18 protein-coding genes and 3 tRNA genes are annotated in these 24087 nt (G+C 67.2%); 12 read left to right on the forward strand and 9 right to left on the reverse strand.

The features are described from left to right. Nucleotides 1-3 precede the first annotated feature (3 nt). The 5 genes from pstC to rnt all read left to right on the forward strand — a co-directional run bounded on the left by pstC (nt 4) and on the right by rnt (nt 4230). Nucleotides 4-972: a phosphate ABC transporter permease subunit PstC gene (pstC, locus tag QE373_RS12395; RefSeq protein WP_123699440.1), complete on the forward strand. Its 969-nt coding sequence runs from the start codon at nt 4-6 to the stop codon at nt 970-972. Continuing rightward, a complete protein-coding gene (gene pstA, locus QE373_RS12400; RefSeq protein ID WP_057507732.1) occupies nt 972-1835 on the forward strand; it encodes a phosphate ABC transporter permease PstA in 864 nt (287 codons plus the stop codon). Before pstC ends, pstA begins: the two co-directional genes overlap by 1 nt. Nucleotides 1836-1854: 19 nt before the next feature. Next, nucleotides 1855-2685, forward strand: a complete 831-nt coding sequence (gene pstB / locus QE373_RS12405; RefSeq protein ID WP_101100120.1) for a phosphate ABC transporter ATP-binding protein PstB — start codon at nt 1855-1857, stop codon at nt 2683-2685. A 32-nt stretch (nt 2686-2717) separates the two neighbouring features. Then, entirely contained in the window at nt 2718-3422 is a 705-nt protein-coding gene (phoU, locus tag QE373_RS12410) for a phosphate signaling complex protein PhoU (protein ID WP_123699442.1), read from the forward strand. Nucleotides 3423-3645: 223 nt separating this feature from the next. Continuing rightward, nucleotides 3646-4230, forward strand: coding sequence for a ribonuclease T (gene rnt / locus QE373_RS12415; RefSeq protein ID WP_309689777.1), 585 nt, complete (start codon nt 3646-3648; stop codon nt 4228-4230). A 90-nt stretch (nt 4231-4320) separates the two neighbouring features. Here rnt and QE373_RS12420 read toward each other — a convergent pair whose 3' ends face one another. The 3 genes from QE373_RS12420 to QE373_RS12430 all read right to left on the reverse strand — a co-directional run bounded on the left by QE373_RS12420 (nt 4321) and on the right by QE373_RS12430 (nt 9643). Beyond that, complete coding sequence (locus QE373_RS12420) at nt 4321-7257, reverse strand: two-component regulator propeller domain-containing protein (protein WP_309689780.1); 2937 nt, start codon at nt 7255-7257, stop codon at nt 4321-4323. 248 nt (nt 7258-7505) lie between these two features. Continuing rightward, the gene (locus QE373_RS12425) at nt 7506-8918 is read right to left on the reverse strand and encodes an ATP-binding protein (RefSeq protein WP_309686984.1); all 1413 of its coding nucleotides are present in this window, start codon (nt 8916-8918) and stop codon (nt 7506-7508) included. After that, complete coding sequence (locus tag QE373_RS12430) at nt 8915-9643, reverse strand: response regulator (protein ID WP_057507889.1); 729 nt, start codon at nt 9641-9643, stop codon at nt 8915-8917. Before QE373_RS12430 ends, QE373_RS12425 begins: the two co-directional genes overlap by 4 nt. A 201-nt stretch (nt 9644-9844) precedes the next feature. Here QE373_RS12430 and QE373_RS12435 point away from each other — a divergent pair, with 201 nt between their 5' ends. From QE373_RS12435 to QE373_RS12445, 3 genes are read left to right on the forward strand one after another with little or no spacing between them, the layout of a single operon-like run. Next, nucleotides 9845-11089 carry an efflux RND transporter periplasmic adaptor subunit gene (locus tag QE373_RS12435; RefSeq protein ID WP_309686986.1) on the forward strand — a complete coding sequence of 415 codons (1245 nt, stop codon included), beginning with the start codon at nt 9845-9847 and terminating at the stop codon, nt 11087-11089. Next, nucleotides 11086-13053, forward strand: a complete 1968-nt coding sequence (locus tag QE373_RS12440) for a MacB family efflux pump subunit (protein WP_309686989.1) — start codon at nt 11086-11088, stop codon at nt 13051-13053. The genes QE373_RS12435 and QE373_RS12440 overlap by 4 nt, the downstream gene beginning before the upstream one ends. Then, a complete protein-coding gene (locus tag QE373_RS12445; RefSeq protein WP_309686991.1) occupies nt 13050-14498 on the forward strand; it encodes an efflux transporter outer membrane subunit in 1449 nt (482 codons plus the stop codon). The genes QE373_RS12440 and QE373_RS12445 overlap by 4 nt, the downstream gene beginning before the upstream one ends. Nucleotides 14499-14764: 266 nt before the next feature. Here QE373_RS12445 and rlmB read toward each other — a convergent pair whose 3' ends face one another. The 3 genes from rlmB to rnr all read right to left on the reverse strand — a co-directional run bounded on the left by rlmB (nt 14765) and on the right by rnr (nt 18713). Continuing rightward, nucleotides 14765-15511, reverse strand: coding sequence for a 23S rRNA (guanosine(2251)-2'-O)-methyltransferase RlmB (rlmB, locus tag QE373_RS12450; protein ID WP_057507885.1), 747 nt, complete (start codon nt 15509-15511; stop codon nt 14765-14767). Nucleotides 15512-15649: 138 nt separating this feature from the next. Continuing rightward, complete coding sequence (locus QE373_RS12455) at nt 15650-16132, reverse strand: GFA family protein (RefSeq protein ID WP_309686994.1); 483 nt, start codon at nt 16130-16132, stop codon at nt 15650-15652. A gap of 58 nt (nt 16133-16190) precedes the next feature. After that, a complete protein-coding gene (gene rnr, locus QE373_RS12460; protein ID WP_309686996.1) occupies nt 16191-18713 on the reverse strand; it encodes a ribonuclease R in 2523 nt (840 codons plus the stop codon). Between the two features lie 86 nt (nt 18714-18799). Between rnr and QE373_RS12465 the strand changes: the two genes are divergently transcribed. Together QE373_RS12465 and QE373_RS12470 are read left to right on the forward strand one after the other, a co-directional pair. Beyond that, nucleotides 18800-18886, forward strand: a tRNA-Leu gene (locus tag QE373_RS12465). A gap of 108 nt (nt 18887-18994) precedes the next feature. Continuing rightward, nucleotides 18995-19081: transfer RNA gene (locus QE373_RS12470), tRNA-Leu, on the forward strand. 43 nt (nt 19082-19124) lie between these two features. Here QE373_RS12470 and QE373_RS12475 read toward each other — a convergent pair. Together QE373_RS12475 and QE373_RS12480 are read right to left on the reverse strand one after the other, a co-directional pair. After that, nucleotides 19125-20345, reverse strand: coding sequence for an ISL3 family transposase (locus QE373_RS12475; RefSeq protein ID WP_309683344.1), 1221 nt, complete (start codon nt 20343-20345; stop codon nt 19125-19127). Nucleotides 20346-20443: 98 nt separating this feature from the next. Continuing rightward, nucleotides 20444-21193, reverse strand: a complete 750-nt coding sequence (locus tag QE373_RS12480; protein WP_309686999.1) for a sulfite exporter TauE/SafE family protein — start codon at nt 21191-21193, stop codon at nt 20444-20446. A gap of 89 nt (nt 21194-21282) precedes the next feature. Here QE373_RS12480 and QE373_RS12485 point away from each other — a divergent pair, with 89 nt between their 5' ends. Continuing rightward, nucleotides 21283-22179 (forward strand): LysR family transcriptional regulator, encoded by an 897-nt coding sequence (locus tag QE373_RS12485; protein ID WP_309687004.1) that lies wholly within the window; start codon nt 21283-21285, stop codon nt 22177-22179. Nucleotides 22180-22254: 75 nt separating this feature from the next. After that, nucleotides 22255-22341: transfer RNA gene (locus QE373_RS12490), tRNA-Leu, on the forward strand. 160 nt (nt 22342-22501) lie between these two features. Here QE373_RS12490 and QE373_RS12495 read toward each other — a convergent pair. Continuing rightward, nucleotides 22502-24085 carry a DHA2 family efflux MFS transporter permease subunit gene (locus QE373_RS12495; protein ID WP_309687006.1) on the reverse strand — a complete coding sequence of 528 codons (1584 nt, stop codon included), beginning with the start codon at nt 24083-24085 and terminating at the stop codon, nt 22502-22504. Nucleotides 24086-24087: the final 2 nt, after the last annotated feature.

Below are 24087 nucleotides of genomic sequence, written 5' to 3' on the forward strand. Positions count from 1 at the left end.
CCCATGAATGCCATCGCACAGCCTGCCGCCGTACCTTCCACGCGTGACACGCGTGATGCCCGCAACGACCGCCTGTTCCGCTGGGTACTGGTCGGCACCGTCATCTTCGTCCTGGCCGCGCTGGCCTGCGCCGCGCTGTCGATGCTGTGGGGCGGTCGCCACGCCCTGGAAGCGCAGGGCCTGAGCTTCTTCTACTCCTCCGAATGGAATCCGGTGGAGAATAAATTCGGTGCGCTGGCGCCGATCTACGGCACCCTGGTCACCGCGCTGATCGCGATGGTGATCGCCGTACCGGTGAGCTTCGGCATCGCCTTCTTCCTGACCGAAGTTGCCCCGCGCTGGCTGCGTGGCCCGGTCGGCACCGCCATCGAACTGCTGGCCGGCATTCCTTCCATCATCTACGGCATGTGGGGCCTGTTCGTGCTGGTGCCGGTGATGACCGAGCATGTGACCCCCTTCCTCAACGAAACCCTGGGCGAATGGCCGATCATCGGTCCGATGTTCCAGGGTCCGCCGCTGGGCATCGGCATGCTCACCGCCGGTTTCGTGCTGGCCATCATGGTCATTCCGTTCATCTCTTCGGTGATGCGCGAAGTGTTCCTGACCGTGCCGACCCGCCTGAAGGAATCGGCGTATGCGCTGGGTTCGACCAAGTGGGAAGTCAGCTGGGACATCGTGCTGCCCTACACCCGTTCGGCGGTGATCGGCGGCATCTTCCTCGGCCTGGGGCGCGCCTTGGGCGAGACCATGGCCGTGGCCTTCGTGATCGGCAACAGCGTGCGCCTGTCGCCGTCGCTGCTGGAGCCGGGTACCACCATCGCCGCGCTGATCGCCAATGACTTCGGCGAAGCCACCGAAACCTACCGTTCGGCGCTGCTGCTGCTCGGCTTCGTACTGTTCATCGTCACCTTCGTGGTGCTCGCCATCGCCCGCCTGATGTTGATGCGCCTGTCCCGCAAGGAGGGCAACTGATGTCCACTGCCACTGAATCGCTGTACCTGCGCCGTCGCATCGGCAACGTCATCGCGATCCTGCTGTCCGTCGTCACCGCGCTGTTCGGCCTGTTCTTCCTCGGCTGGATCCTGTGGACGCTGTTTTCCAAGGGTATCCCGGGCATCAACTGGGCGCTGTTCACCCAGATGACCCCGCCGCCGATGCAGGAAGGTGGCCTGGCCAATGCCTTCTACGGCAGCGCGGTGATGTGCGCCATGGCGATCGGCATCGGCACCCCGCTGGGCGTGCTGGCCGGCACCTGGCTGGCCGAGTACGGCAACTTCCGCAAGGCCGGCACCGTGGTCCGCTTCGTCAACGACATCCTGCTGTCGGCCCCGTCGATCGTGCTCGGCCTGTTCGTCTATACGCTGTTCGTGATGCAGACCGGCGGCAGCTTCTCCGCCTTCGCCGGTGCGCTGGCGCTGGCCTTCATCGTGCTGCCGGTGGTGGTACGCACCACCGACGAGATGCTGCGCCTGGTGCCTTCGCAGATGCGCGAAGCGGCGCTGTCGCTGGGCATCCCGCAGTGGAAGGTCACCGTGCAGGTGCTGTATCGCAGCGCGTCGGCCGGCATCGTCACCGGCATCCTGCTGGCGCTGGCACGCATTTCCGGCGAGACCGCCCCGCTGCTGTTCACCGCCTTCGGCAACCAGTACTGGAGCAGCAACGTGTTCCAGCCGATGGCCTCGGTGCCGGTGGTGATGAACCAGTTCGCCGGCAGCCCGTACGAATCCTGGCAGGTGCTGGCCTGGGCCGGCGCGCTGGTGCTGACCGTCTTCGTGCTCCTTATCAGCCTGAGCGCACGCGGCATCCTGCTGCGCAACCGTATCTCCCATGACTGACCTTTCCGCGGACACTGCCATGAACGATCTTTCCAACGCCGTGCCGATGCAGCGCATCGTGGTCCCGGCCTCGCATGAATCGCTTGCCACCCCGGCGCCGGTCAAGCTGGCCGCGCGTGGACTGGACTTCTACTACGACAAGTTCCATGCCCTGAAGGGCATCGACATCGAAGTGCCGGAAAAGCGCGTCACCGCGCTGATCGGTCCGTCCGGCTGCGGCAAGTCGACCCTGCTGCGCATCTTCAACCGCATCTACGCGCTCTACCCGAAGCTGGAAGCGCGCGGCGAAGTGCTGCTGGACGGTGAGAACATCCTGTCGCCGAAGTACCCGATGAACCGCCTGCGCAGCAAGGTCGGCATGGTGTTCCAGAAGCCGGTTCCGTTCCCGATGACCATCTTCGAGAACGTGGCCTACGGCATCCGCCACCACGAAAAACTGTCCAAGGCGGACATGAACGACCGCGTCGAACATGCGCTGCGCCAGGGCGCGCTGTGGGACGAAGTGAAGGACAAGCTGGGCCAGAGCGCCTTGGGCCTGTCCGGTGGCCAGCAGCAGCGCCTGTGCATCGCACGCGCGGTCGCCCTGCGCCCGGACGTGCTGCTGCTGGACGAACCGACCTCCGCGCTGGATCCGATCTCCACCAGCCGCATCGAACAGCTGGTGGAAGAGCTCAAGCACGACTACACCATCGTCATCGTGACCCACAACATGCAGCAGGCCGCGCGTGTTTCGGACTACACCGCCTTCATGTACCTAGGCGACCTGATCGAGCATGACCGGACCGAGGTGATCTTCTCGCAGCCCAGCAAGCAGCAGACCGAAGACTACATCACCGGCCGCTTCGGCTGATCCGCCGCACGCCCCCTTCCGAGAGCACAGACATGAACCTTCCCAACGACCACATCGTCAAGAGTTACGACGAAGAGCAGCAGCGCCTGGTGGCCGAAATCGTGCGCATGGGCGAGATGGCCGTGGCCCAGCTCGAGGCGTCGATGGACGTGATCGAGAAGCGCGACGAGAATGCCGCCCGCCGCATCATCGCCAACGACGAGGCCATCGACGCGCTGGAACAGCAGATCAGCCACGACGTCATGCGCCTGTCGCTGCGTGGCCCGATGGCGCGCGACCTGCGCGAGATCCTCGCCGGCCTGCGCATCCCGGCTGATATCGAACGCATCGGCGACTATGCCGCCAACGTGGCCAAGCGCTCCATCGCGCTGGGCAAGGTGCCGCCGCTGCCGCAGATCCAGGGCCTGCGTGCGCTGGGCCGGCTGGCCGCGGTACAGGTGCGCCGGGCCATCGAAGCCTACCGGGACAACGACGTGGACGCGGCGCTGGCGCTGCGCGAGGACGACGCACGCTTGGATGCGCAGTACACCGCGCTGTTCCGCGAGCTGCTGACCTACATGATGGAGGACCCGCGCAACATCACCCCGTGCACCCACCTGCTGTTCATGGCCAAGAACCTGGAGCGGGTCGGCGACCACGCCACCAACATCGCCGAAAACGTCTGGTTCCTGGTGCATGGCGAGCAGCCGCTGCCGCCGCGCGAGAAGCGCGACGAGACCTCCAGCGCCGCGGAATGATCCGTGGCACGGTGTTGCCTGGAAGCCGGGCCCTGCTCGGCTTTCCTCGTTCCAGGCCCGCGGGTAGGGGTGAAGGCCCTCGCTGGCTGGCCGCAGGCCGCGCGCCGGTACCCCCCGCGGGCCGGGGCCGACCGGCCGCCTCTGTTAGAATTCGGGTATGACTGACACCCCGCTGCCCTCGCCCGTCGACGCCCCTGCCCCGCCCCCTGCCACGCATCGTGCGATGTCCCAGCGCTTCCGCGGCTTCCTGCCGGTGGTGGTGGACGTGGAAACCGGTGGCTTCGACTGCCGACGCAATGCCCTGCTGGAAATCGCGGCGGTTCCCATCGAAATGGACGAGAACGGACTGCTGTACCCGGGCCAGACGGCCAGTGCACACGTGGTGCCGGCCGAAGGCCTGGAGATCGACCCGAAGTCGCTGGAGATCACCGGCATCATCCTGGACCACCCGTTCCGGCTGGCCAAGGAAGAAAAGCACGCGCTGGACCACATCTTCACCCCGGTGCGTGCGGCGATGAAGAAATACGGCTGCCAGCGCGCGATCCTGGTCGGCCACAACGCGCATTTCGACCTCGGCTTCGTCAACGCGGCGGTCGAACGCGTGGGCCACAAGCGCAATCCGTTCCACCCCTTCAGCGTGTTCGACACGGTGACCCTGGCCGGCATCGCCTACGGCCAGACCGTACTGGCCCGCGCCGCGACGGCCGCCGGGCTGGGCTGGGATGCCGAAGAGGCACACAGCGCGGTATATGACACCGAGCAGACCGCGAAGTTGTTCTGCACCATTGCCAATGCCTGGCCGCGCTGAGCCTTGATGGACGCGTGACGACCAACGGTCGTCACCCACCGGGCGTGGGGATAAGGTGGAATGCGTGGACCAGCATAGGCTGACCGAAGATCAGCCGATGCTGGTCCGATCGCGGCCGTCGCTCTTGGCACGGTACAGCGCGCGGTCGGCGCGCTGATACAGCAGCTTCGGCGTGCGGTCGGCCGGGTCCAGTTCGACCAGGCCGGCGCTGAAGGTGACCCGCAGGTCCGGTATCCCGGCCCAGTCCGGATGGTCGTGGAACAGCCCGTGCAGGCGTGCGCAGACCTGCGCCGCTTCCTCCAGCCGGGTGTCGTTGAGCAGCAGCGCGAACTCTTCGCCGCCGGTGCGCGCGGGCAGGTCCGAATCGCGGCAGGCCGATGCCAGCACCTGCGCCACCTCGACCAGCACTGCATCGCCCACGCTGTGCGAGTAGCGGTCGTTGACGTTCTTGAAGTGGTCCACGTCCAGCACCACCAGGCACAGCGGGTGGCCACTGCGCTGCGAACGGGCGAAGTCGCGCGCCATCGTTTCATCGAAGGCGCGGCGGTTCGGCAGGCCGGTCAGCGCGTCTTCGCGGGCCTGGCGTTCGAATGCCTCCGACTGCAGTGCCAGCCGGTCCACCAGATCGCTCTTCTCTGAATTCAATGCCTGCAGGTGCACGGTCTGCGCCTGCAGGTCGCGCGTGGCCTCGTCCACCAGGCGCGCCAGGCGGATGTTGGAGGTCTTGTAGCGGTTGATCAGGAAACGGTACAGCGCGATCAGGGCGGCCAGCAGCAGCAGCGCCGCCACCGCCTGCACGCTGTGCCGCTGCCACCAGAACGGTTCGATGGTGAACGACCACACCGCTTCACTGTCACTCCAGGCGCCGCCTGGATGCGCCGCCGATACATGCAGGACGTAATCGCCCGGCGGCAGGCCGATGAACTCCACGCTGCGTTGCTGCCCGCGCTCCACCCAGCCACTGTCCAGCCCGTCCAGCCGGGTGCGGTAGCGGATCCGTTCGGACATCAGGTAGCTCAGCCCGACGAAGCTCACCGCCAGCCGTCGCCCACCCTCGATGCGGTTGCGTTCGCTGCCTTCCCAGTGGATGGGGGCGCCGTCGACCTGCACGTTCTCGATCGCCGCCGGTGGCGCCAGCCGCTCGCGGAAACGCTGCAGCCGCAGCGGATCGACCGTGCTCAATCCACCGGCCGTCACTACCCAGTAGGTTCCGTCCTGGCGCAACAGCGCCGCCGGCCCGGAACTGCCGTTGGCCTGCGAGTTGGCCATGCCGTCGATTTCGTTGTAACGCTCCACCTCGACCCGCGGCGCGCGGCCGTCGGCGACTTCGTTGAGCATGCCCATGTCGGTACGCAGCACGCCGCGGTTGCTGCTGATCCACACGTTGCCCACCTTGTCCGGCACCAGCTGGAACACCGTATCCACCGGCATGCCCTGCTCCAGTCCGACGCGCGCCAGCACCCCGTCCTGGTAGCGGTAGAGTCCGCGGTCGCTGCTGACCCACATCGCATCGCCGATCTGCTGGAAGCCGAACACGCTGCGGCCGCCCCCCAGTCCGGCCAGGTCGATGTGCTGCACGCTGTCGCCGCGCAGCACGCGGATACCCTCGATGGTGCCGATCCACAGGCTGCCCTCGGCATCATGGGCCAGCGCGGTGATCAGGGTGGATGGCATGCCGTCGACGCGCGGCAGGCTGGCTCCGGTCTCGTCGATCCGCACCACGCCTTTCTGGGTACCCGCCCACACCACGCCCTGGCGGTCGACGCTGATCGCGCGGATGTTGCCGATCGGCACCCCGTCGACGCTGTCGTAGGTGCGCTTGGGATGCCCGTTTTCGTCCAGCCGCATCACCCCGTCGCCGAAGGTACCCACCCAGATGTCACGGTCCCTGCCCTGGGCCAGGCTCAGCACCGACGGCGGCTTGCCGCCGCGGTTGTGCAGGATGACCGGCGCGAAGCGTCCATCGGCCACGCGCCGGTCCAGCCCACTGGCACTGCCGACCCACAGCGTGCGGCGTGAATCTTCCAGTACCGTGCGCACGTAGTCGCCGCTCAGGCCATCGCGCTCGGTGTAGCTGGCGAACAGGGTTTCCCGCAGCCGGTACAGGCCACCATTGGCGCCGACCCAGATGCTGCCTTCGGCATCCTCGCGCAGGCTCACCACGCGGCCGCCGGGCAGGTTCAGCCCCGCCGGCAGGCGCTCCAGCCCATGCCGGGAGATGCGCAGCAACCCTTGGTTTTCCGTTCCCAGCCACAGGTCGCCGTGACGGTCCTGCAGCATGGCGGTCAGGTGGATCTGCCCGGGCAGGCGATGGACCAGCTGCGGGGTGTCGTCCTGCAACCGGTACAGGCTCTCGCCGCCCACGATCCACAACACCCCATCAGGGGCGCGATACGGCCACACCAGCCCGCTGCCGAGCCCCCACGCGGCCGGCGCGCGCTTCAGCGTGCCATCGGTATCGCGCAGCAGCAGCCCGTTGAGCGTCCCGATCCAGACCCGGTCCTGCGCATCGACCACCAGCTTGGTGAAGTTGAGCGCGAACGGCAGGTCCTTCGGCGGTGGCTGGTAGACCATGCGTCCATCCGGTCCCAGGTAGCCGATGCCCTTGCCTTCGAACAGCAGCCACAGGCGGCCATGGCTGTCCATCTGCATCGCCTGGATCAGCACCTGCGGCGTATGTTCTTCGCGCTGCCACACCTCCCACTGGCCATCGGCCGAACGGCGGGTGATGTTGCCGCGCGAATCGCTGATCCACAGCCCCCCCTGGCGATCCACCAGCAGGGCGCCCACCCCGTTGTCGCGCAGGCCGGGCCGCGTGCTGCGGTCGAACACGGTGAAGTCCAGCCCGTTGTAGCGCACCAGCCCTTCCCACGTGGCGAACCACAGGTGGCCTTCGGGGGTCTGGGCGATATCGCGCAGGGAGTTGTGCGGCAGGCCGTTGCGCGAGGTCCAGACATCGATGGCGTAGTCGCGCAGCGGCGGCGCACCGCCGCCCTGCGCCTGCGCCGGTGCGCAGGCCAGCAGCATCAGCAGCCCCAGCAGCAGGCCCAGCGTCATGCGCCGGAAGCCGGCGCCGCCTCCATCACGCCGCCACGCGATGGCTGGAAGCCCCCGGTGCCTCATCGCAGCCGGTCAACTCCTGGCACACGGCTGCCCCGGCGCACGCGCACGGTTGTGCGCCATGCACCCTTGCGGGCAGGGGCGAGGTCGAACTGGTTCATCGGGTTGGAGCTGGGAAGATACGCGCATGATATTCAAATCCGCGCCCGCATGCGTCAACCGGCGCCGCGCGGGCTGGCCATCACCGGCGCCGGCCAATGCACCACCGCGTCCAGCCCGCCGCCTTCGCGGTTCTCCAGGCTCACCCGGGCACCGTCCTTGCCGGCCAGCGCGCGGGCGATGGTCAGCCCCAACCCGGCCCCACCGGTTTCGCGCGAGCGCGAGGTTTCCAACCGCACGAAGGGATCGAACACGCTGCGCAGCTCGTCTTCGGCCAGCCCCGGTCCCTGGTCGCTGATGCGCACCCGGATGCCCTTGCCATCCCGTTCGGCGCGCACGCTGGCCGAATATCCATACATCAGCGCGTTGTCCAGCAGGTTGCTGAACAAACGGCGCATGGCCAGCGGCCGCAGCATCAGCACCGCGCCGCAGCCGCTGTCGAAGCGTGCGTCGGCGCCCGCTTCCACGGCATCTTCCACCAGGCTCTCCAGCAGGGAATCGAGGTCCAGCGGGGCGCGCTGCTCGGCACTTTCGGCGCTGCGCGCCAGCTCCAGCCCTTCACGGATCAGTGCCTGCATCGCCGCCAGGTCAGCGACCAGGCGCTCGCGCAGGGCTTCGTCTTCCACGTTCTCAAGCCGAAGGCGCAAGCGCGTGACCGGCGTCTGCAGGTCGTGGGTGATCGCCGCCAGCATGTGGGTGCGCTCGGCCAGGTGCCGCTGCAGCTGCTGCTGCATGGCGTTGAAGGCTTCGGCGGCGCGCTGGACTTCCAGCGGGCCGGTGACCGGCATCGGCTCGCGGTGCAGGTCCACGCCCAGCTCCTGCGCGGCACCAGCCAACCGCTGCAGCGGCGCACTGGCCATCCGCGCGACCGCATACGCCAGCACCGCAATGGCCAGCACCAGCAGGCTCAGGAACAGCGGATCCACCGCCAGCACGCCGTTGTGCGCCACCGCAGGCGATTCCAGCGCCAGCGCCAGCGCAGTGCCATCGGCCAGCGTCAACTGCACGGCCCGGCAGCGCGGCGGGATGAACGCCGGGTCGCGTTCGCGCGGCGGTCGATTGCGGTGCCTGTCCTTGTCCTGCGGCGGCAGCAGGTCCTCCATCCGCGGCAGGCACGAACGGAACGAGGTGAAATGCACCGACGCGCCGGACACCGGCCCCGGACGCGCCGCCAGCACGTCCATCAACGCGTTGTCCGCCCTGCCCTGCCGCGCACCCGGCTGCAGCACGCGCACGCTGGGCCCACCGGCGGCCAGCAGCCGCTCGCGCAGTTCCGGATTGCCATCGAGCAGGTTCACATAGCCCTGCAGGCGGTCGGCGATGCGGGTCAGGTTCTGCCGTTCGAATTCCTGCTGCCGCTTGGTCCCGGCCAGCAGGGTCGCGCCGATCGCCGCTACGCTCATGCCCAGCAGCAGGATCACGAACAGGCGTCCCACCATCGAAGACAGGAAGCGGCGCAGCCGGCTCATTCCAGCGTCACTGCCGTGGCCAGCACATAGCCTTCGTTGCGCACGGTCTTGATCAGGCCATCCGGGCCGCCATCATCGGCCAGCTTGTTGCGCAGCCGGCTGACCTGCAGGTCGATCGCGCGGTCCTGCGATTCGTAGTTGCGCCCCGTGCTGAGCGCCACCAGCTGTTCGCGCGAAAGCACCTTGTTGGCGTGCCCGACGAACACCCGCAGCAGGCGGAATTCGGCGCCGGACAGCACCACCACCCGTCCATCCGGATCGACCAGGTGGCGATGCTCCAGGTCGAAGATCCAGCGCGAGAAACGCGCACGGCGGATCGCCAGCGGTTCCAGGTTGGCCGGCAGCGCCTCGGTCCTGCGCAGCACGTTGCGGATCCGCGCCAGCAGCTCGCGCGGTTCGAACGGCTTGGCCAGGTAATCATCGGCGCCCATTTCCAGGCCGAGCACGCGGTCGATGGGTTCGGCGCGTGCGGTCAGCATGATCACCGGGGTGGCCGAGCGGGCGCGCAGGTCGCGGCACAGGGTCAGGCCATCTTCGCGCGGCAGGTTCAGGTCCAGCACGATCAGGTCGACGTGCTCGCGTTCCAGCACCTGACGCATGCCCGCGCCATCGGCGGCGGTGCTGACCTGGTAGCCGGCGCGACCGAGCTGCTCGGCCAGCAGGCTGCGGATGTCGTTGTCGTCATCGACAATAAGCAGGCGGTGCATCGGTTGAGTGGTCTCCATGACGGCATCATCCCCTGTCGGCAGCTGAACCGCACTCGGGCCAATGCGTTGCAGTGTATCCAGCGGCAATCGCGATACAGGGTGAAACAGACAGGGTGCCGCAATGTTACACACAGACACACGTTGAGGATTGAGCCTGCAGGCAAACGGTTCGCACAATGAACGCGACGCCGCTGGACGGCCTGCCGAGTACACCCCACCGTGAATTTCCGTCTGCTGCCCAGGACCCGCCGCGGTCGCCTGTTGCTGTCACTGCTGGTCATCGTGCTGCTGGCGGGTGGCGCCTGGTGGTTGCTGCGCAAGCCGGATGCGCCGGCCCTGGCCACGTCCCCGGTAACCCGCGCCGACGTGGAGCAGACGGTGGACGCCACCGGGGTCATCGATGCCTACCGGCTGGTCAGCGTCGGCGCGCAGGCCTCCGGCCAGGTGCGTTCGTTGAAGGTCCAGCTGGGCGACACGGTGAAGGAAGGCGACCTGATCGCCGAGATCGACGCCACCACCCAGCAGAACACCGTGCTCAAGGCCGAAGCCACCCTGCAGCAGCAGCGCGCGCAGTTGGCGGTGCAGCAGGCCAGCCTGCGACAGGCCGAACTGGACTTCGCCCGCCAGCAGCAGATGCTCGCCGCCGAAGCCACCTCGCGGCAGGAGTACGACGCCGCCGAAGCCGCGCTGAAGACCGCCCGCGCGCAGATCCAGGCCAACCAGGCGCAGATCAAGGGCAGCGAAACCGAAGTGGCCACCGCGCGTGCCGACCTGGCCTACACCCGCATCACCGCGCCGATGGATGGCACGGTGGTGGCGGTGGTGACCGAAGAAGGCCGCACCGTCAACGCCAACCAGACCGCGCCGACAATCGTGATGCTGGCTCGGCTGGACCTGGTCACGGTCAATGCGGAGATCTCCGAAGCCGACGTGGTCAAGATCAAGCCGGGCATGCCGGTGTACTTCACCACGCTGGGCGAACCGGATCGCAGGTACCACGCCACGCTGCGCCAGGTGAATCCGGCGCCGGCGTCGATCGCCAGCGAAAGCTCGTCCAGTTCCAGCAGCTCGTCCAGCTCCAGTTCCAGCACGGCGGTGTACTACAACGCGCTGTTCGACGTGGAAAACCCGGATGGCACCCTGCGCATCGACATGACCGCCCAGGTGTCGGTGCTGCTCAAGCAGGCGAAGAACGCACTGACGGTGCCGTCGGTCGCGCTGGGGCCCAAGACCCGTGATGGCCAGCAGCGGGTGCGCGTGATCGGCGAGGATGGCCAGCCGCAGCCGCGCCGGGTCACGGTGGGCATCAACAACGGCGCCAATGCCGAGATCTTGTCCGGGCTGGCCGAAGGCGAGCGCGTGGTGGTCGGCGAAGGCGGCGCGGCCAGCGCCTCGGCCTCGTCCAACCGCGCCCCCGGCATGCGCATGGGTCCGGGCATGGGCGGCGGCGGGCCGCGCCGATGAGTACGCCGGCCGCTCCCACCGTGCTGCTGCGGCTGCGCGACCTGCGCCGCGAATTCCCGGCAGGCGACGACACCATCGCCGTGCTGCGCGACGTCAACCTGGACATCCATGCCGGTGAGATGGTCGCCATCGTCGGCCAGTCCGGTTCCGGCAAATCAACCCTGATGAACATCCTGGGCTGCCTGGACCGCCCTACCCGCGGCAGCTACCAGGTGGCCGGCCGCGAGACCGGCCGCATGGACCCGGATGAACTGGCGGAACTGCGTCGCGAGCATTTCGGCTTCATCTTCCAGCGCTATCACCTGCTGGGCGACCTGGATGCCCGCGGCAACGTGGAAGTGCCGGCCATCTATGCCGGCAATCCGAGCGAACAACGCAGCGCACGCGCCGTGCAGCTGCTGCAGCGGCTGGGGCTGGGCGATCGCATGCAGCACAAGCCGGGGCAGCTGTCCGGTGGCCAGCAGCAACGCGTATCCATCGCGCGCGCGCTGATGAACGGCGGCGAGGTGATCCTGGCCGATGAACCCACCGGTGCGCTGGATACGCGCTCCGGCGAAGAGGTGATGGGCATCTTGGGCGAGCTGCATGCCGAAGGCCACACCATCATCATCGTGACCCACGACATGAGCGTGGCCGAGCATGCCCAGCGCATCATCGAAATCCGCGACGGCGAGATCATCGCCGACCGCATCAACCAGAACGCGCCGGCCTACCGTGCGCAGCGCGCGCCGAGCATCGATGCCGGCAAGGGCAACAGCTGGCGGGCCGCCCGCGACCGCTTCACCGAAGCGTTCAGGATGGCCCTGCTGGCGATGAACGCGCATCGCCTGCGCACCTTCCTGACCATGCTCGGCATCATCATCGGCATCGCCTCGGTGGTGTCGGTGGTGGCACTGGGCAACGGCTCGCAGCAGCAGATCCTGCAGAACATCAGCTCGCTGGGCACCAACACCATCGATGTCTATCCGGGGCGTGGCTTCGGTGACATGCGCTCGGCACGGGTGCAGACGCTGAAGGCCAGCGATGCCGATGCCCTGGCCGGCCAGAGCTACGTGGACAGCGCCACGCCGAGCGTGTCCACGTCGGTGACCGCGCGCTACCGCAACCTGTCTGCCACCGCATCGGTAAGCGGGGTCGGCGAGCAGTTCTTCCGGGTCAAGGGCGTGAGCCTGGTCAACGGCAGCTTCTTCGACAGCGAGGCAGTGAAGTCACTGGCGCAGGTCGCGGTGATCGACGAGAACACCAAAACGCAGTTCTTCCCGGACAGCGATCCGATCGGCCAGGTGATCCTGCTCGGCAACGTGCCGGCGCGCGTGGTCGGCGTCGCCAAGCGGCAGAGTTTCGGCTTCGGTGGCAGCACCAGCCTGAGTGTGTGGGTGCCGCACACCACGGCGATGTCACGCATGCTGGGCCAGAACCATGTGTCCAGCATCACCGTGCGGGTGAAGGACGATACGCCGATGGACGCCGCCCAGGCGGCAATCACCAATGTGCTGACGCTGCGCCACGGCACCGAGGATTTCTTCCTGAGCAACAGCGCGGAAATCCGCGAGACCATCGAGCAGACCACCCGCACGATGACCCTGCTGATCGGCGCCATCGCCGCCATCGCGCTGCTGGTCGGCGGCATCGGAGTGATGAACATCATGTTGGTATCGGTGACCGAGCGCACCCGCGAGATCGGCGTGCGCATGGCCGTGGGCGCGCGCCAGAGCGACATCCGCCAGCAGTTCCTGATCGAAGCGGTGCTGGTCTGCCTGCTGGGCGGCCTGATCGGCGTCAGCCTGGCGCTGGCCCTGGGCTGGGCCTTCGGACGGTTGTCCAGCGATTTCCAGATGGTGTTCTCGACCGCTTCCATCATTGCTGCCTTTGCCTGTTCCACCCTGATCGGCGTGGCCTTCGGCTTCCTGCCCGCGCGCAGTGCCGCGCAGCTGGATCCGGTCGATGCGCTGGCCCGCGAATGAGACTGCCCATGACCTGTTTTTATCCGGCGCCGTCGCGCCTGCTGTTGGCCACTGCCCTGCTTGCCTCGCTGGCTGGCTGCGCTTCGGCGGGGCGTTATCCGGTGCGGGCCGCTGCGGTTCCCGCCAGCTATGGCACCCACAGCACCCCCCTAGGCACGGCCGATGCGGCCCCGGTAAGCGGGCTGGACCAGCCCCGTGCCGATGTGCGCGCCGATGCCTGGTGGACCGGTTTCGGCGATGCCGGGCTGGACCGGCTGGTCAGCCGCGTGCTGGAGGTCAACAACGACCTGGCCGTGGCCGGGCTGAACGTGCAACGGGCCCGCCTGCAGGCTGGCCTGGCGCGCACTGCGCTGTTTCCGGATCCTTCCCTGAGCGGCATCAGCACCAGCACCGCGCGGCCGATCGACCGCAGCGCGGACTGGCAGCGCACCGGCGACTACGCCACCGGTGTTTCGCTGCAGTGGGAAGTGGACCTGTGGGGCAAGCTGCGCACCCAGCGTGACATCGCGGTGTGGTCGGCGCAGGCCACGGAGGAGGACCGGCAGAACACCGCGCTGATCGCCATCGGCGATGCGGTGGACTACTACTGGAACCTGGCCTACCTCAATCAGTCCATCGCCGCCGGGGCTGAAGACCTGGCGCGGCTGCAGCGAACCCTTGAGCTGGTGCAGGCACGGCTGGACGCCGGTGCCGCAGCGGGCATGGAAGTACGCCAGGCGCGGCAGAGCCTGGAAGCGCAGCGCGCCGCGCAATCGGCGCTGGAACAGCAGCGGGTGGAGGCACGCAACGCGCTGACCGTGCTGCTGGACGGCCAACCCTGGCCGCAGGCGGAAGAACCGCAGAGCCTGGCCGGCGCCACCAGCCCGGCCCTGCAGGCGGGCCTGCCGGCCGAGCTGCTGGCGCGCCGGCCGGACCTGCGCGCGGCCGAACTGCGGCTGCGCAACAGCCTCAAGCAGATCCACGTGACCGCGACCAGTTACTACCCGACGCTGAGCTTGAACGGCGGCATCATTACCAGCGGCCCGAGCCTGGGCGATGTGCTGCGCAATCCGGTGGCCACGCTGGGCGCCGGGCTGGCGCTGCCCTTCCTCAACCTGCAGCGTGCGCAGCTGGACACGGACGTGGCCGGTACCGACTACCAGATCGCCGCCACCACGTTCCGCAAGACGCTGTATACCGCGCTTTCCGAAGTGGACAACGCGCTGTCCGCGCGTGACCAGCTGGCCATCCAGGTGGCCGCCTCACAGGCCTCGTTCAACGAGGCCGTGGCGGTGGAGCGGGCCGAAGAAGTGCGCTACCGGGTTGGTGCGACCGACCTGCGTGACTGGCTGCTGGCGCAGCAGACCCGGCGCCAGGCCGAACTGTCGCTGGCGCGCGTGCGGCAGACCCAGTTGGCCAATGACGTCACGTTGTTCAAAGCACTGGGCGGCAGCGCAGCGCAGTAGCGACGGCCGCTGGCCGTCCTCCTGCCGCCGGTAGTGACGGCCGCTGGCCGTCAGGCTTTTCGCCGTGGTGGGTGACGACCGTCGGTCGTCACGCCGTTGCTGCCTCACCGCTGCGCTCGCCGAGCGTGGCTCGGCGCTACCAAGGGCGGCGGCTCCTGCCGCTGCCTTCGGCGCTACGCTACTGCCGCCGGTAGTGACGGCCGCTGGCCGTCAGGCTTTTCGCCGTGGTGGGTGACGACCGTTGGTCGTCACGCCGTTGCACCGGCTCAGCCGCGCTGGCGCACGACCTCGAACAGGCTGACGCCGGTGGCGACCGACACGTTCAGGCTTTCAATCTCGCCCGGCATCGGAATCTTGACCAGGCCATCGCAGTTTTCGCGGGTCAGCCGGCGCAGGCCGTCGGCCTCACCGCCCAGCACCAGCGCGATGTTGCCTTTCAGGTCAAGGTCGTACAGCGACGCGGTGGCTTCACCGGCCAAGCCGTAGATCCATACACCCTGCTTCTGCAGGTCCTTCAGGCAGCGCGACAGATTGGTCACCGCGACCACCGGGATGCGGTCGGCGGCGCCGGCCGAGGTCTTGCGCACCGTGGCATTCACCGTGGCCGACTTGTCCTTGGGGATGATCACCGCCGTGGCACCGGCGGCAGCCGCGCTGCGCAGGCAGGCGCCGAGGTTGTGCGGATCCTGCACTTCATCCAGCACCAGCAGCAGCGCCTTGCCTTCGGCGGCTTCCACCAGCGCCTCCAGCTCGTTTTCGCTGTAGGTGCGCGCCGCGGCATAACGCGCGGCAACGCCCTGGTGGCGTACCGAACCGCCGACACCGTCCAGCGCCTGGCTGTTCACCTTGCGCACGTCGATGCCCTTGCGGCGGGCGTTTTCCTCAATCTCGGTCAGCCGCGGGTTCTTCGCGCCCGCCTCGACCAGCACCTCGCGGACGTTCTCGGCATCGTTTTCGATGGAGGAAGCGACGGCGTTGACGCCGACAATCCACTGGCTGCTCTTGCTGCTCATGCTCGGCGTGACCGGTAAGGGGGGTGGGTATGGTAGAGCATCTGCCGGGCGGGGTCAGGATGGGGGCAGACGCCTTTCCGTCCGAAAAGGACTCTGACCCCGTCAGCTGACCCCGTCAGCGGATCCCGCCGCCACCGCTCAACGACTCTGCGGCGGCCAGTGCGGGGTGTCGTGGTCCGGATGCTGGTGGGATACCAGCCCCGCCAGGAACTCCAGCGCCTCCACGTCCTGCTCGGTGCGCGAGGACGGCAAGCCCCCCAGCGCATCGATGAACGGCAGCCGCGCTTCCATTCCGTACTGGCGCACCGGCGGCAACCGCGCAGGCTGGTCGAAGGCCCCGGCCGCGATGGCCATTCCGTCCGGCGCTTCATAGGTAAGCGGCGTACCGCACTCGCTGCAGAAGCCGCGTCGCACCAGGTTGGAGGACTGGAAATGGCGGGGTTGGCCACGGGTCCAGCTGAACTGTGCACCGCGCACGGACACCAGCGGCGCGTAGTAGGCACCGAAGGCCTTCTGGCACATCCGGCAGTGGCAGATCGAGCTGTCCTTCAGCTCACCGCGGACTTCGAAGCGGACGGCGCCGCACTGGCAACCGCCGCTGTGTTCGGGTTGGCCCTGCATGGTGTTCGCCTCCCTTTGCAGCGGACGCCGAGCAGGGCTCGGCGCTACCCGCGATGTCTCAGTACTTCTTCTTGGTGCGCTTGGCCGGCTTGCCGTGTTCGGGCAACGGCGCCGGGCGCGGCGCTTCTTCTTCCTCGCCCTTGTGCTCGACCAAACGGAAGTCGATCTTGCGCTCTTCCATGCTGGCCTTCAGCACCAGCACGCGCACGCTGTCACCCAACCGGTAGCTGGTGCCACGACGCTCACCACCGAGGGTCTTACGCACTGCATCGAACTTGTAATAGTCATGCGGCAGCTGGGTGACGTGGACCAGGCCCTGCACCTTGGAATCGGTCAATTCGACGAACAGCCCGAAGCTGGTGACGCCGCTGATCACGCCTTCGAACTGGCCGCCGACGTGCTTTTCCATCCAGGCAGCGCGGTAACGCTCGTCCACTTCGCGCTCGGCCTCGTCGGCCCGACGCTCGCGCTCGGAACACTGCAGGGCCAGCGCCGCCATTTCGCGCGCGGTGTAGATGTATTTCTCCACGCGTGCACCGGTCAGCGCGTGCTTGATCGCACGGTGCACCAGCAGATCGGGGTAGCGGCGGATCGGCGAAGTGAAGTGCGCGTACGCCTCCAGCGCCAGGCCGAAGTGACCATTGTTGTCCGGGCTGTACACCGCCAGGCTCTGGCTGCGCAGCAGCACCGACTCCAGCAGGGCGGCATCGGGGCGGTCGCGGATCTTCTTCAGCAGCTTGGTGTAGTCGCCCGGCACCACCTTCGACCACGGCGGCAGGCTCAGCTTGAACTCCTTGAGGAACTCCAGCAGGTCGGCGAACTTGGTCTCCGGCGGCTTTTCATGCACGCGATACGGTGCCGGCACGCCGTGGCCGAGCAGGTAACGCGCCGCCTCCACGTTGGCAGCGATCATGCATTCTTCGATCAGCTTGTGCGCGTCGTTGCGCACCAGCATGCCGGCCTGGGTGACCTCGCCGGTGTTGTCCAGCACGAAGCGCACTTCGCTGGATTCGAACTCGATCGCACCGCGCTTGCTGCGCGCCTTGGCCAGCACGTGGTACAGCTGGTACAGGCGTTCCACCTGCGGCAGCAGCGGACCGATCGCCGCCTTGGCGCCGGCATCGTCCTCGCCCACCGCCTGCCACACCTGGGTGTAGGTCAGCCGTGCGTGCGAGTTCATCACCGCTTCGTAGAATTTCGAGCTGCTGACCTGGCCGTCGCGGTCCACCTGCATGTCGCAGACAAAGCACATGCGGTCGACCTTCGGCATCAGCGAGCAGATGCCGTTGGACAGGGTTTCCGGCAGCATCGGCACCACGAAGCCCGGGAAGTACACCGAGGTGGCGCGCTTCTGCGCTTCGTCATCCAGCGGGGTACCGGGGCGCACGTAGTTGGACACATCGGCGATCGCCACCACCAGCCGGAAGCCGTTGGCATTGGGTTCGCAGTAGACCGCGTCGTCGAAGTCCTTGGCATCCTCGCCATCGATGGTGACCAGCGGCGTGCTGCGCAGGTCCACGCGGTTGCCGATCATCGCCGGTTCGACCACCAGCGGCACCGAGGCGGCTTCGTCCAGCACCTCCTGGGGGAATTCGAACGGCAGTTCATGGCCGTGGATGGCGGTCTCCACCACCAGCGAAGCGGTCAGCTTGTCACCGAGCACCGCGATGATGCGGCCGATCGGCGGACGGCGGCTGTCCGGGGCCTGGGTCAGTTCGCACACCACCAGCTGGCCATCGCGCGCGCCGCCGGTGTGGTCCGGCGGTACCTGCACGTTGCGCTGGATGCGCTTGTCATCGGGCACCACGTAATTGATGCCCATCTCGACGCTGAAGCGGCCGATCAGGCGGGTCATGCCGCGCTCCAGCACGCGGGCGATGCTGCCCTCGCGGCGGCCGCGGTGGTCGATGCCGGTCACGTTGGCCAGCACCTTGTCACCGTGCATGACCTTGCGCATTTCATACGGTGGCAGGAACAGGTCGTCGCCCCCTTCCACCGGGCGCAGGAAGCCGAAGCCTTCCGGATTGGCGATCACCACGCCGGTCACCAGGTTCAGCGCCTGGATCGGAGCGAAGCCACCGCGGCGGTTCTGCACCAGTTGGCCATCGCGGACCATCGCGCCCAGTCGGCGCGACAGCGCTTCGGCGCGATCCGGTGCGGTCAGGCCCAGGCGGGCACCGACTTCCTCGGCGGTCTGCGGGCCTTCGCAGCGTTCAAGCAGGGCCAGGATGGCCTCGCGGCTGGCGATGGGCTGTTCGTATTTTTCCGCTTCGCGGGCGGCATGCGGGTCATCCACCGGCGCGCCCATCGGCGGCAGCGGACGGCGACCGCGTGGTCCGGACGGGGCCGGGCCGCGGCGGCCTGCGCCACGCGGTGCGGACGCCGCACCGGCGTTTCCACCGGTCAGGCTTTCCGGCATCCACGGCGGCAGGCTCTTCTTCTTCGGACCCTTCGGACCCTTCGGCGATCCGGTGGGGGCGCCCTGGGGCGGCGACGTGCGGGAGCTCTTCCCGCCCTTGCTTGGTTTTTTGGTGTTCATCGCCCTCCATGGTAGCCGTTGCGGGCGTGCAGAACGGGTCATGGCCCGGCGTAAATGAATGGAGACCACGATTTTTCGAAAATCGTTGACAAGCGCCTCCCGCATCTTCAAAATCGCCCGCTCTGCAAGCCCAGATGGCGGAATTGGTAGACGCACTAGCTTCAGGTGCTAGCGGGGGCAACTTCGTGGAGGTTCGAGTCCTCTTCTGGGCACCAAAACAAACAACCCTCGCGCAAGCGGGGGTTGTTTGTTGGGCGCGATAAAGCGCTTGAAAAACACGGTTGACAGCCTCTTCACCCCTCTGCATAATTCGCTCCCTCGATGCCCAGGTGGCGGAATTGGTAGACGCACTAGCTTCAGGTGCTAGCGGGGGCAACTTCGTGGAGGTTCGAGTCCTCTCCTGGGCACCATCGATAAAAAAAACCCCGCTGATGCGGGGTTTTTTTTGGTTCTTCACCCAACTCCGGGGAAGGCCGCCCGGATCTTCAGGAAGAAATACGCGTCGTCTCGGTATCCGTAGGCGACGCGCTTGATGACCTTGATCTTGTTATTGATGCCTTCCACCAGGTTCGTCCCGAGCGGCCATCGGCAGTGGGCCAGGATGCCCGGGAGATATGGTTGCAGACGGCGGACAAAGATGCGCAGCGGCTCCAGCCCGCTTCGCAGGGCGCGATGCTTCCATGACCGCCAGGCCTTCTCCGCCCAGCTCTGGCTTCGGTAGCGCCACAGCTGCTTCAGGTCGTCTTTGAGCAGATACGTGGTCAGCAGGGCTTTGTTGGCGGCCAGCAGCTCCTCGAGTTGGACGCGCTGCTCGGCTGGGACGTTTTGCCTATTGCGCAGCAGGAGCCAGCGCGAGGTCTTCACCACCCGTCGCGCGGGCTTGTCGGTGCGTAGGCGATTGGCCTCGTCAACCCGCACCCGATCAATGACTTCGCGCCCGTACTTGGCCACGACATGGAAGAGGTCGTAGACCACCTCGGCGTTGGGGCATTGGGCTTTCACTTCCAGGTCGAATGCCGAATTCATGTCCATGGCGACCGCTTGGATGCGTTCGCAGCCGTCCCTTCCGAGTAACTCGAAGAAGGGGCGCACGTCAGCGCGACTGCGTCCTCGACCGACCCAAAGCACGCGCTTGCGTGATGGCTCGACCACCACGGTGGCGTAGCGATGGCCCTTCTGGATCGCAAACTCGTCCATCGCGATCACTCTTACGTCCGATAGGTCCACCGGCCCCAGCGTCTGCACCAGATGCCTGAAATCAAGTGCCTTGACCGTCTTCCAGTCCAAGCCATGCCACTTTGCGGTGGCATGGATCGAGGTCGTGGCACACATGCGTGCCACGCTCTGCGCAAGCCGTTGCGTTACCCGGGCATGCCGCTCCAACCAATCCAGATGCTCCAGCTTTGGCCCGCAGCGAGGACAGGCCAGTCGCTGTCGCTGGATCTCCAACTCGACCGGCGCATCGAACACAGGCAGGTCACGAACCCGCCGGAGCGTCTGGTCGTGGACGGCCACGACCCACTTGTCGCATCCGCTGCAGCGTCGGCGGCGGCGTGAATCGGGCACCAGCGAAAGCACCAGCCACGTGGCTGCGCCACGTGCCTCGCGGCGCCACCCATCCAGGCGATACCCCGCCCAGCCTCCCAGCAACGGCATACAATCCAGCTTGGCCACGGCCGGCCTCGGTTTGTTGTCTCGACAACTACAAATCTAGCTGGTCGGCCGTGCGCCTTCTCCCCTCAGATGGGAGAAGAACCTTTTTTTTTGCCTGCTCATCCGATCCACGGACGCACCACCAGCTCGATTCCGAGCAACAGCAGGAAGCCGAGGAAACACAGCCGGAACGCGCGCGCGCTGATCCTCCCGCGGATCTTCTGACCCAGCCACATCCCCGCCAGCGCCGGCACGATCGCCAGTGCACTCAGCCCCAACTGCTGCACACCGAACGCGCCGTGCACCAGCAGACCGGTGGTCAGCGAGATCGTCGATACCGTGAACGCCAGGCCCAGCGCCTGCACCAGCTCATCGCGATCCAGCCCGAGCGACTGCAGGTACGGCACGGCCGGCATCACGAACACCCCGGTGGCACCGGTGACCACACCGGATACCGCGCCCACCAGCGGCGACAGCCAGCGCTCCTTGCGCACTGGCACGCGGAACGCCGGCGCGAAGGCCGAGTACACCGCGTACACGATCAGCGCCACGCCCAGTGCCAGGCCGGACCAGTGCGCCTGCACCCGCACCAGCAGCGCCGCGCCGGCCACGGTGGCGACCACCACGCCCAGCATCATCGGCCACAGCCGGCGCACGATGCGCCCGATCGACGGCCCGGCCAGGATCTGCCACGCATTGGTGACCAGCGTCGGCACGAACAGCATCGAGGCGGCGGCCACCGGTGACAGCGCGCTGCCCAGCAGGCCCATCGCGACCGTGGGCAGGCCCATGCCGGTCACGCCCTTGACCACGCCGGCCAACACGAACACCACCACCAGCAGGAAATAGAAGTACAGCGAATCGTTCATTGCGCCATTAGGACCCGTCACCGGCCTGCGGCACAATGCGGCCTGGATCAACGCGCCTTCGGCTGGGCCGAAGGCAGGGAGCAGCAGATATGCGAATGGACCTGGCCGACCTGCGCCTGTTCCTGGCGGTGGTTGAAGCCGGCAGCATCACCGCCGGGGCCGCACGCGCGCACCTCGCCCTGGCCTCCACCAGCGAACGACTGCGCACGATGGAGGCCGAAGCGGGGATCGCCCTGCTGACCCGCCACCCGCGCGGGGTCACCACCACCGAGGCCGGCGAGGCCCTTGCCCACCACGCACGCCTGATGCTGCGCCAGCAGTCGTTGCTGCGCGAGGAACTGCAGGAGTTCGCCAGCGGCGCGCGTGGCACCCTGCACCTGTATGCCAACACCGGCGCACTCACCACCTTCCTGCCCGGCCGCCTTGCCCCGTGGATGGCGACGCGGCCGCGCCTGCACGTGGACCTGAAGGAACGCACCAGCAAGGAGATCGTGCGCGCGGTGCGCGGCGGGCAGGCCGAGGCCGGCATCACTTCCGATGCGGTGGACAGCACCCCGCTGCAACTGCAGCCGGTGGCCGATGACCCGCTGCTGCTGATCGTGCCGCCCCACCATCGTCTCGCGGCCAGCCCTTCGACCCGGTTCGCCGAGGTGCTGGGCGAAACCTTCGTCGCCCTCGCCGATGGCAATGCGCTGCAGGAACATATCGAAGACAACGCGCGTGCGCTCGGCCGCAGCCTGTCACCGCGCATCCGCATGAAGACCTTCGAAGGCGTGTGCGAGATGGTCGGCCATGGGATCGGCATCGGCATCGTGCCGCGCTCGATCTGCCGGCAGCATCGGCGCCGTTACGGCTTCCACGCCATCGCGTTGGAAGATGCCTGGGCGCGCCGCCAGCTGAGCCTGTGCTTCATCCGCTGGAACGGGCTGTCGCGTTCCATGCAGAGCCTGCTGCTGCACTTGGGCGGGCACGCAGTGGATGACTGATGCGGCGGCGTCATCGGAATGCATAAATGTTGTTGACACAAATTAATTCGTTCCCCATAATTCTCCTCCTGAGTCGCCCAGGTGGCGGAATTGGTAGACGCACTAGCTTCAGGTGCTAGCGGGGGCAACTTCGTGGAGGTTCGAGTCCTCTCCTGGGCACCACGACTCGGAAAATGATCAAACCCGCGAAAGCGGGTTTTTTCATGTCCGGCGTTTGCGTAGCGACGGCCGCTGGCCGTCAATCTTCAGCATGGACCGTCGCTCGTTTACCGCTGTGCTCGCCGGGCATGGCCCGGCGCTACCGTAATGTCCGCGCCTGCGATCAGTGCCCGCCCGCTGCCGCCGCACTGCCCGCACCCGCGCCGAAGGGCGGCTTGGCCAGCCACAGGAACGCGATGATGGCCAGGAAGATCCAGCCCAGCAGGAAGAAGATATCGTTGAACCCCATCTGCGATGCCTGATGGTTGATCATCGTATTGAGCGCTGCCGCGCCGTGCTGCAGGTCGCCCTGCCCCATCGCGGTCACCTGCTCCTGGATGCCCGGCTGGTACACCGATATGTGTTCGGTGATGTCGGCATGGTGCACCTGGGTGCGCCGTGACCACAGCCAGGTGGTCAACGACGCCGCGAAGCTGCCGCCCAGCGTGCGCAGGAACGTGGCCAGGCCGGAGCCGGCGGCGATCTCGCGCCCATCCAGGTCGGACAGCAGGATCTGCAGCACCGGCATGAAGAACAGCGCCACGCCCACGCCCATCAGCAGCTGCACCCCGGCCACGTGCTGGAAGTCCACCTGCAGGTTGAATCCGGAACGCAGGAAGCTGGTGAAGGACAGGAACACGAACGCCACCGAGGCCAGCATGCGCATGTCGAAGCGCGATGCGTACTTGCCCACGAACGGAGTCATGATCACCGGCAGGATGCCGATCGGCGCGGTGGCCAGGCCGGCCCAGATGGCCGTGTAGCCCATGTCACGCTGCAGCCATTGCGGGATCAGCAGCGACACGCTGAAGAACGCCGCATAGGCCACCACCATCGCCATCGTGCCGGCCCGGAAGTTGCGATGACGGAACAGGCGCAGGTCGACGATGGGATCCTTGTCGGTCAGTTCCCAGATCAGGAACACCGCCAGGGCAACCACCGAAACGCAGGACAGCGCGACGATCGTCGGCGAACTGAACCAGTCTTCGTCGTTGCCCAGGTCGAGCACCAGCTGCAGCGCACCGACGCCGATCACCAAGGTGACCAGACCGACGTAATCCATCTTCGGCTTTTCGATCTGCTCCGGGCGGCCCTTCATCTGGTTGCCCACCACCAGCGCGGCGAAGATGCCCAGCGGCACGTTGATCAGGAAGATCCATTCCCAACTGTAGTTGTCGGTGATCCAGCCACCCAGGATCGGCCCGCAGATCGGTGCCACCACGGTGATCATCGCCAGCAACGCCAGCGCCTGCCCACGTTTCTCACGCGGGTAGATCGACACCAGCAGCGACTGGGTGATGGGATACATCGGGCCGGCAACGAAGCCCTGCAGTGCGCGCGATACCACCAGCATGCCCATGCTCTGGGCCAGCCCACACAGCAGCGAGGCAATGGTGAAGGCCAGCGTGGCCCACACGAACAGCTTGGTCTCGCCGACCCGGCGGCTGAGCCAACCGGTCAGCGGCAGCGCGATCGCGGTGCTGACCGCGAACGAGGTGATCACCCAGGTGGCCTGCTGCGAACTGGCCCCCAGGTTGCCGGCGATGGTCGGCAGGGACACATTGGCGATGGTGGTGTCCAGCACCTGCATGAACGAGGCCATCGCCAGGCCCGCGGTGCACAGGGCGACGTTGGGCGGCAGGAAACCGGCGGCCGGGGCGGCCGGCGGGCCCGGCGTACCGGGCACGGCAGGGGCTTGGGAAGACATGG

The sequence above is a fragment of the Stenotrophomonas sp. SORGH_AS_0321 genome (assembly GCF_031453215.1).
Classification (GTDB): domain Bacteria; phylum Pseudomonadota; class Gammaproteobacteria; order Xanthomonadales; family Xanthomonadaceae; genus Stenotrophomonas; species Stenotrophomonas chelatiphaga.

Excerpts from the sequence above, each read along its gene's own strand:
- QE373_RS12425 (WP_309686984.1), bottom strand. The coding sequence starts at position 8,918 with ATGAGCCGGCTGCGCCGCTTCCTGTCTTCGATGGTGGGACGCCTGTTC.
- QE373_RS12485 (WP_309687004.1), top strand. The coding sequence starts at position 21,283 with ATGCGAATGGACCTGGCCGACCTGCGCCTGTTCCTGGCGGTGGTTGAA.
- pstB (WP_101100120.1), top strand. The coding sequence starts at position 1,855 with ATGAACGATCTTTCCAACGCCGTGCCGATGCAGCGCATCGTGGTCCCG.
- rnt (WP_309689777.1), top strand. The coding sequence starts at position 3,646 with ATGTCCCAGCGCTTCCGCGGCTTCCTGCCGGTGGTGGTGGACGTGGAA.
- QE373_RS12480 (WP_309686999.1), bottom strand. The coding sequence starts at position 21,193 with ATGAACGATTCGCTGTACTTCTATTTCCTGCTGGTGGTGGTGTTCGTG.
- QE373_RS12455 (WP_309686994.1), bottom strand. The coding sequence starts at position 16,132 with ATGCAGGGCCAACCCGAACACAGCGGCGGTTGCCAGTGCGGCGCCGTC.
- QE373_RS12440 (WP_309686989.1), top strand. The coding sequence starts at position 11,086 with ATGAGTACGCCGGCCGCTCCCACCGTGCTGCTGCGGCTGCGCGACCTG.
- pstA (WP_057507732.1), top strand. The coding sequence starts at position 972 with ATGTCCACTGCCACTGAATCGCTGTACCTGCGCCGTCGCATCGGCAAC.
- rlmB (WP_057507885.1), bottom strand. The coding sequence starts at position 15,511 with ATGAGCAGCAAGAGCAGCCAGTGGATTGTCGGCGTCAACGCCGTCGCT.
- QE373_RS12430 (WP_057507889.1), bottom strand. The coding sequence starts at position 9,643 with ATGGAGACCACTCAACCGATGCACCGCCTGCTTATTGTCGATGACGAC.
- QE373_RS12495 (WP_309687006.1), bottom strand. The coding sequence starts at position 24,085 with ATGTCTTCCCAAGCCCCTGCCGTGCCCGGTACGCCGGGCCCGCCGGCC.
- pstC (WP_123699440.1), top strand. The coding sequence starts at position 4 with ATGAATGCCATCGCACAGCCTGCCGCCGTACCTTCCACGCGTGACACG.
- rnr (WP_309686996.1), bottom strand. The coding sequence starts at position 18,713 with ATGACCCGTTCTGCACGCCCGCAACGGCTACCATGGAGGGCGATGAAC.
- QE373_RS12445 (WP_309686991.1), top strand. The coding sequence starts at position 13,050 with ATGAGACTGCCCATGACCTGTTTTTATCCGGCGCCGTCGCGCCTGCTG.
- phoU (WP_123699442.1), top strand. The coding sequence starts at position 2,718 with ATGAACCTTCCCAACGACCACATCGTCAAGAGTTACGACGAAGAGCAG.
- QE373_RS12420 (WP_309689780.1), bottom strand. The coding sequence starts at position 7,257 with ATGCTGCTGGCCTGCGCACCGGCGCAGGCGCAGGGCGGCGGTGCGCCG.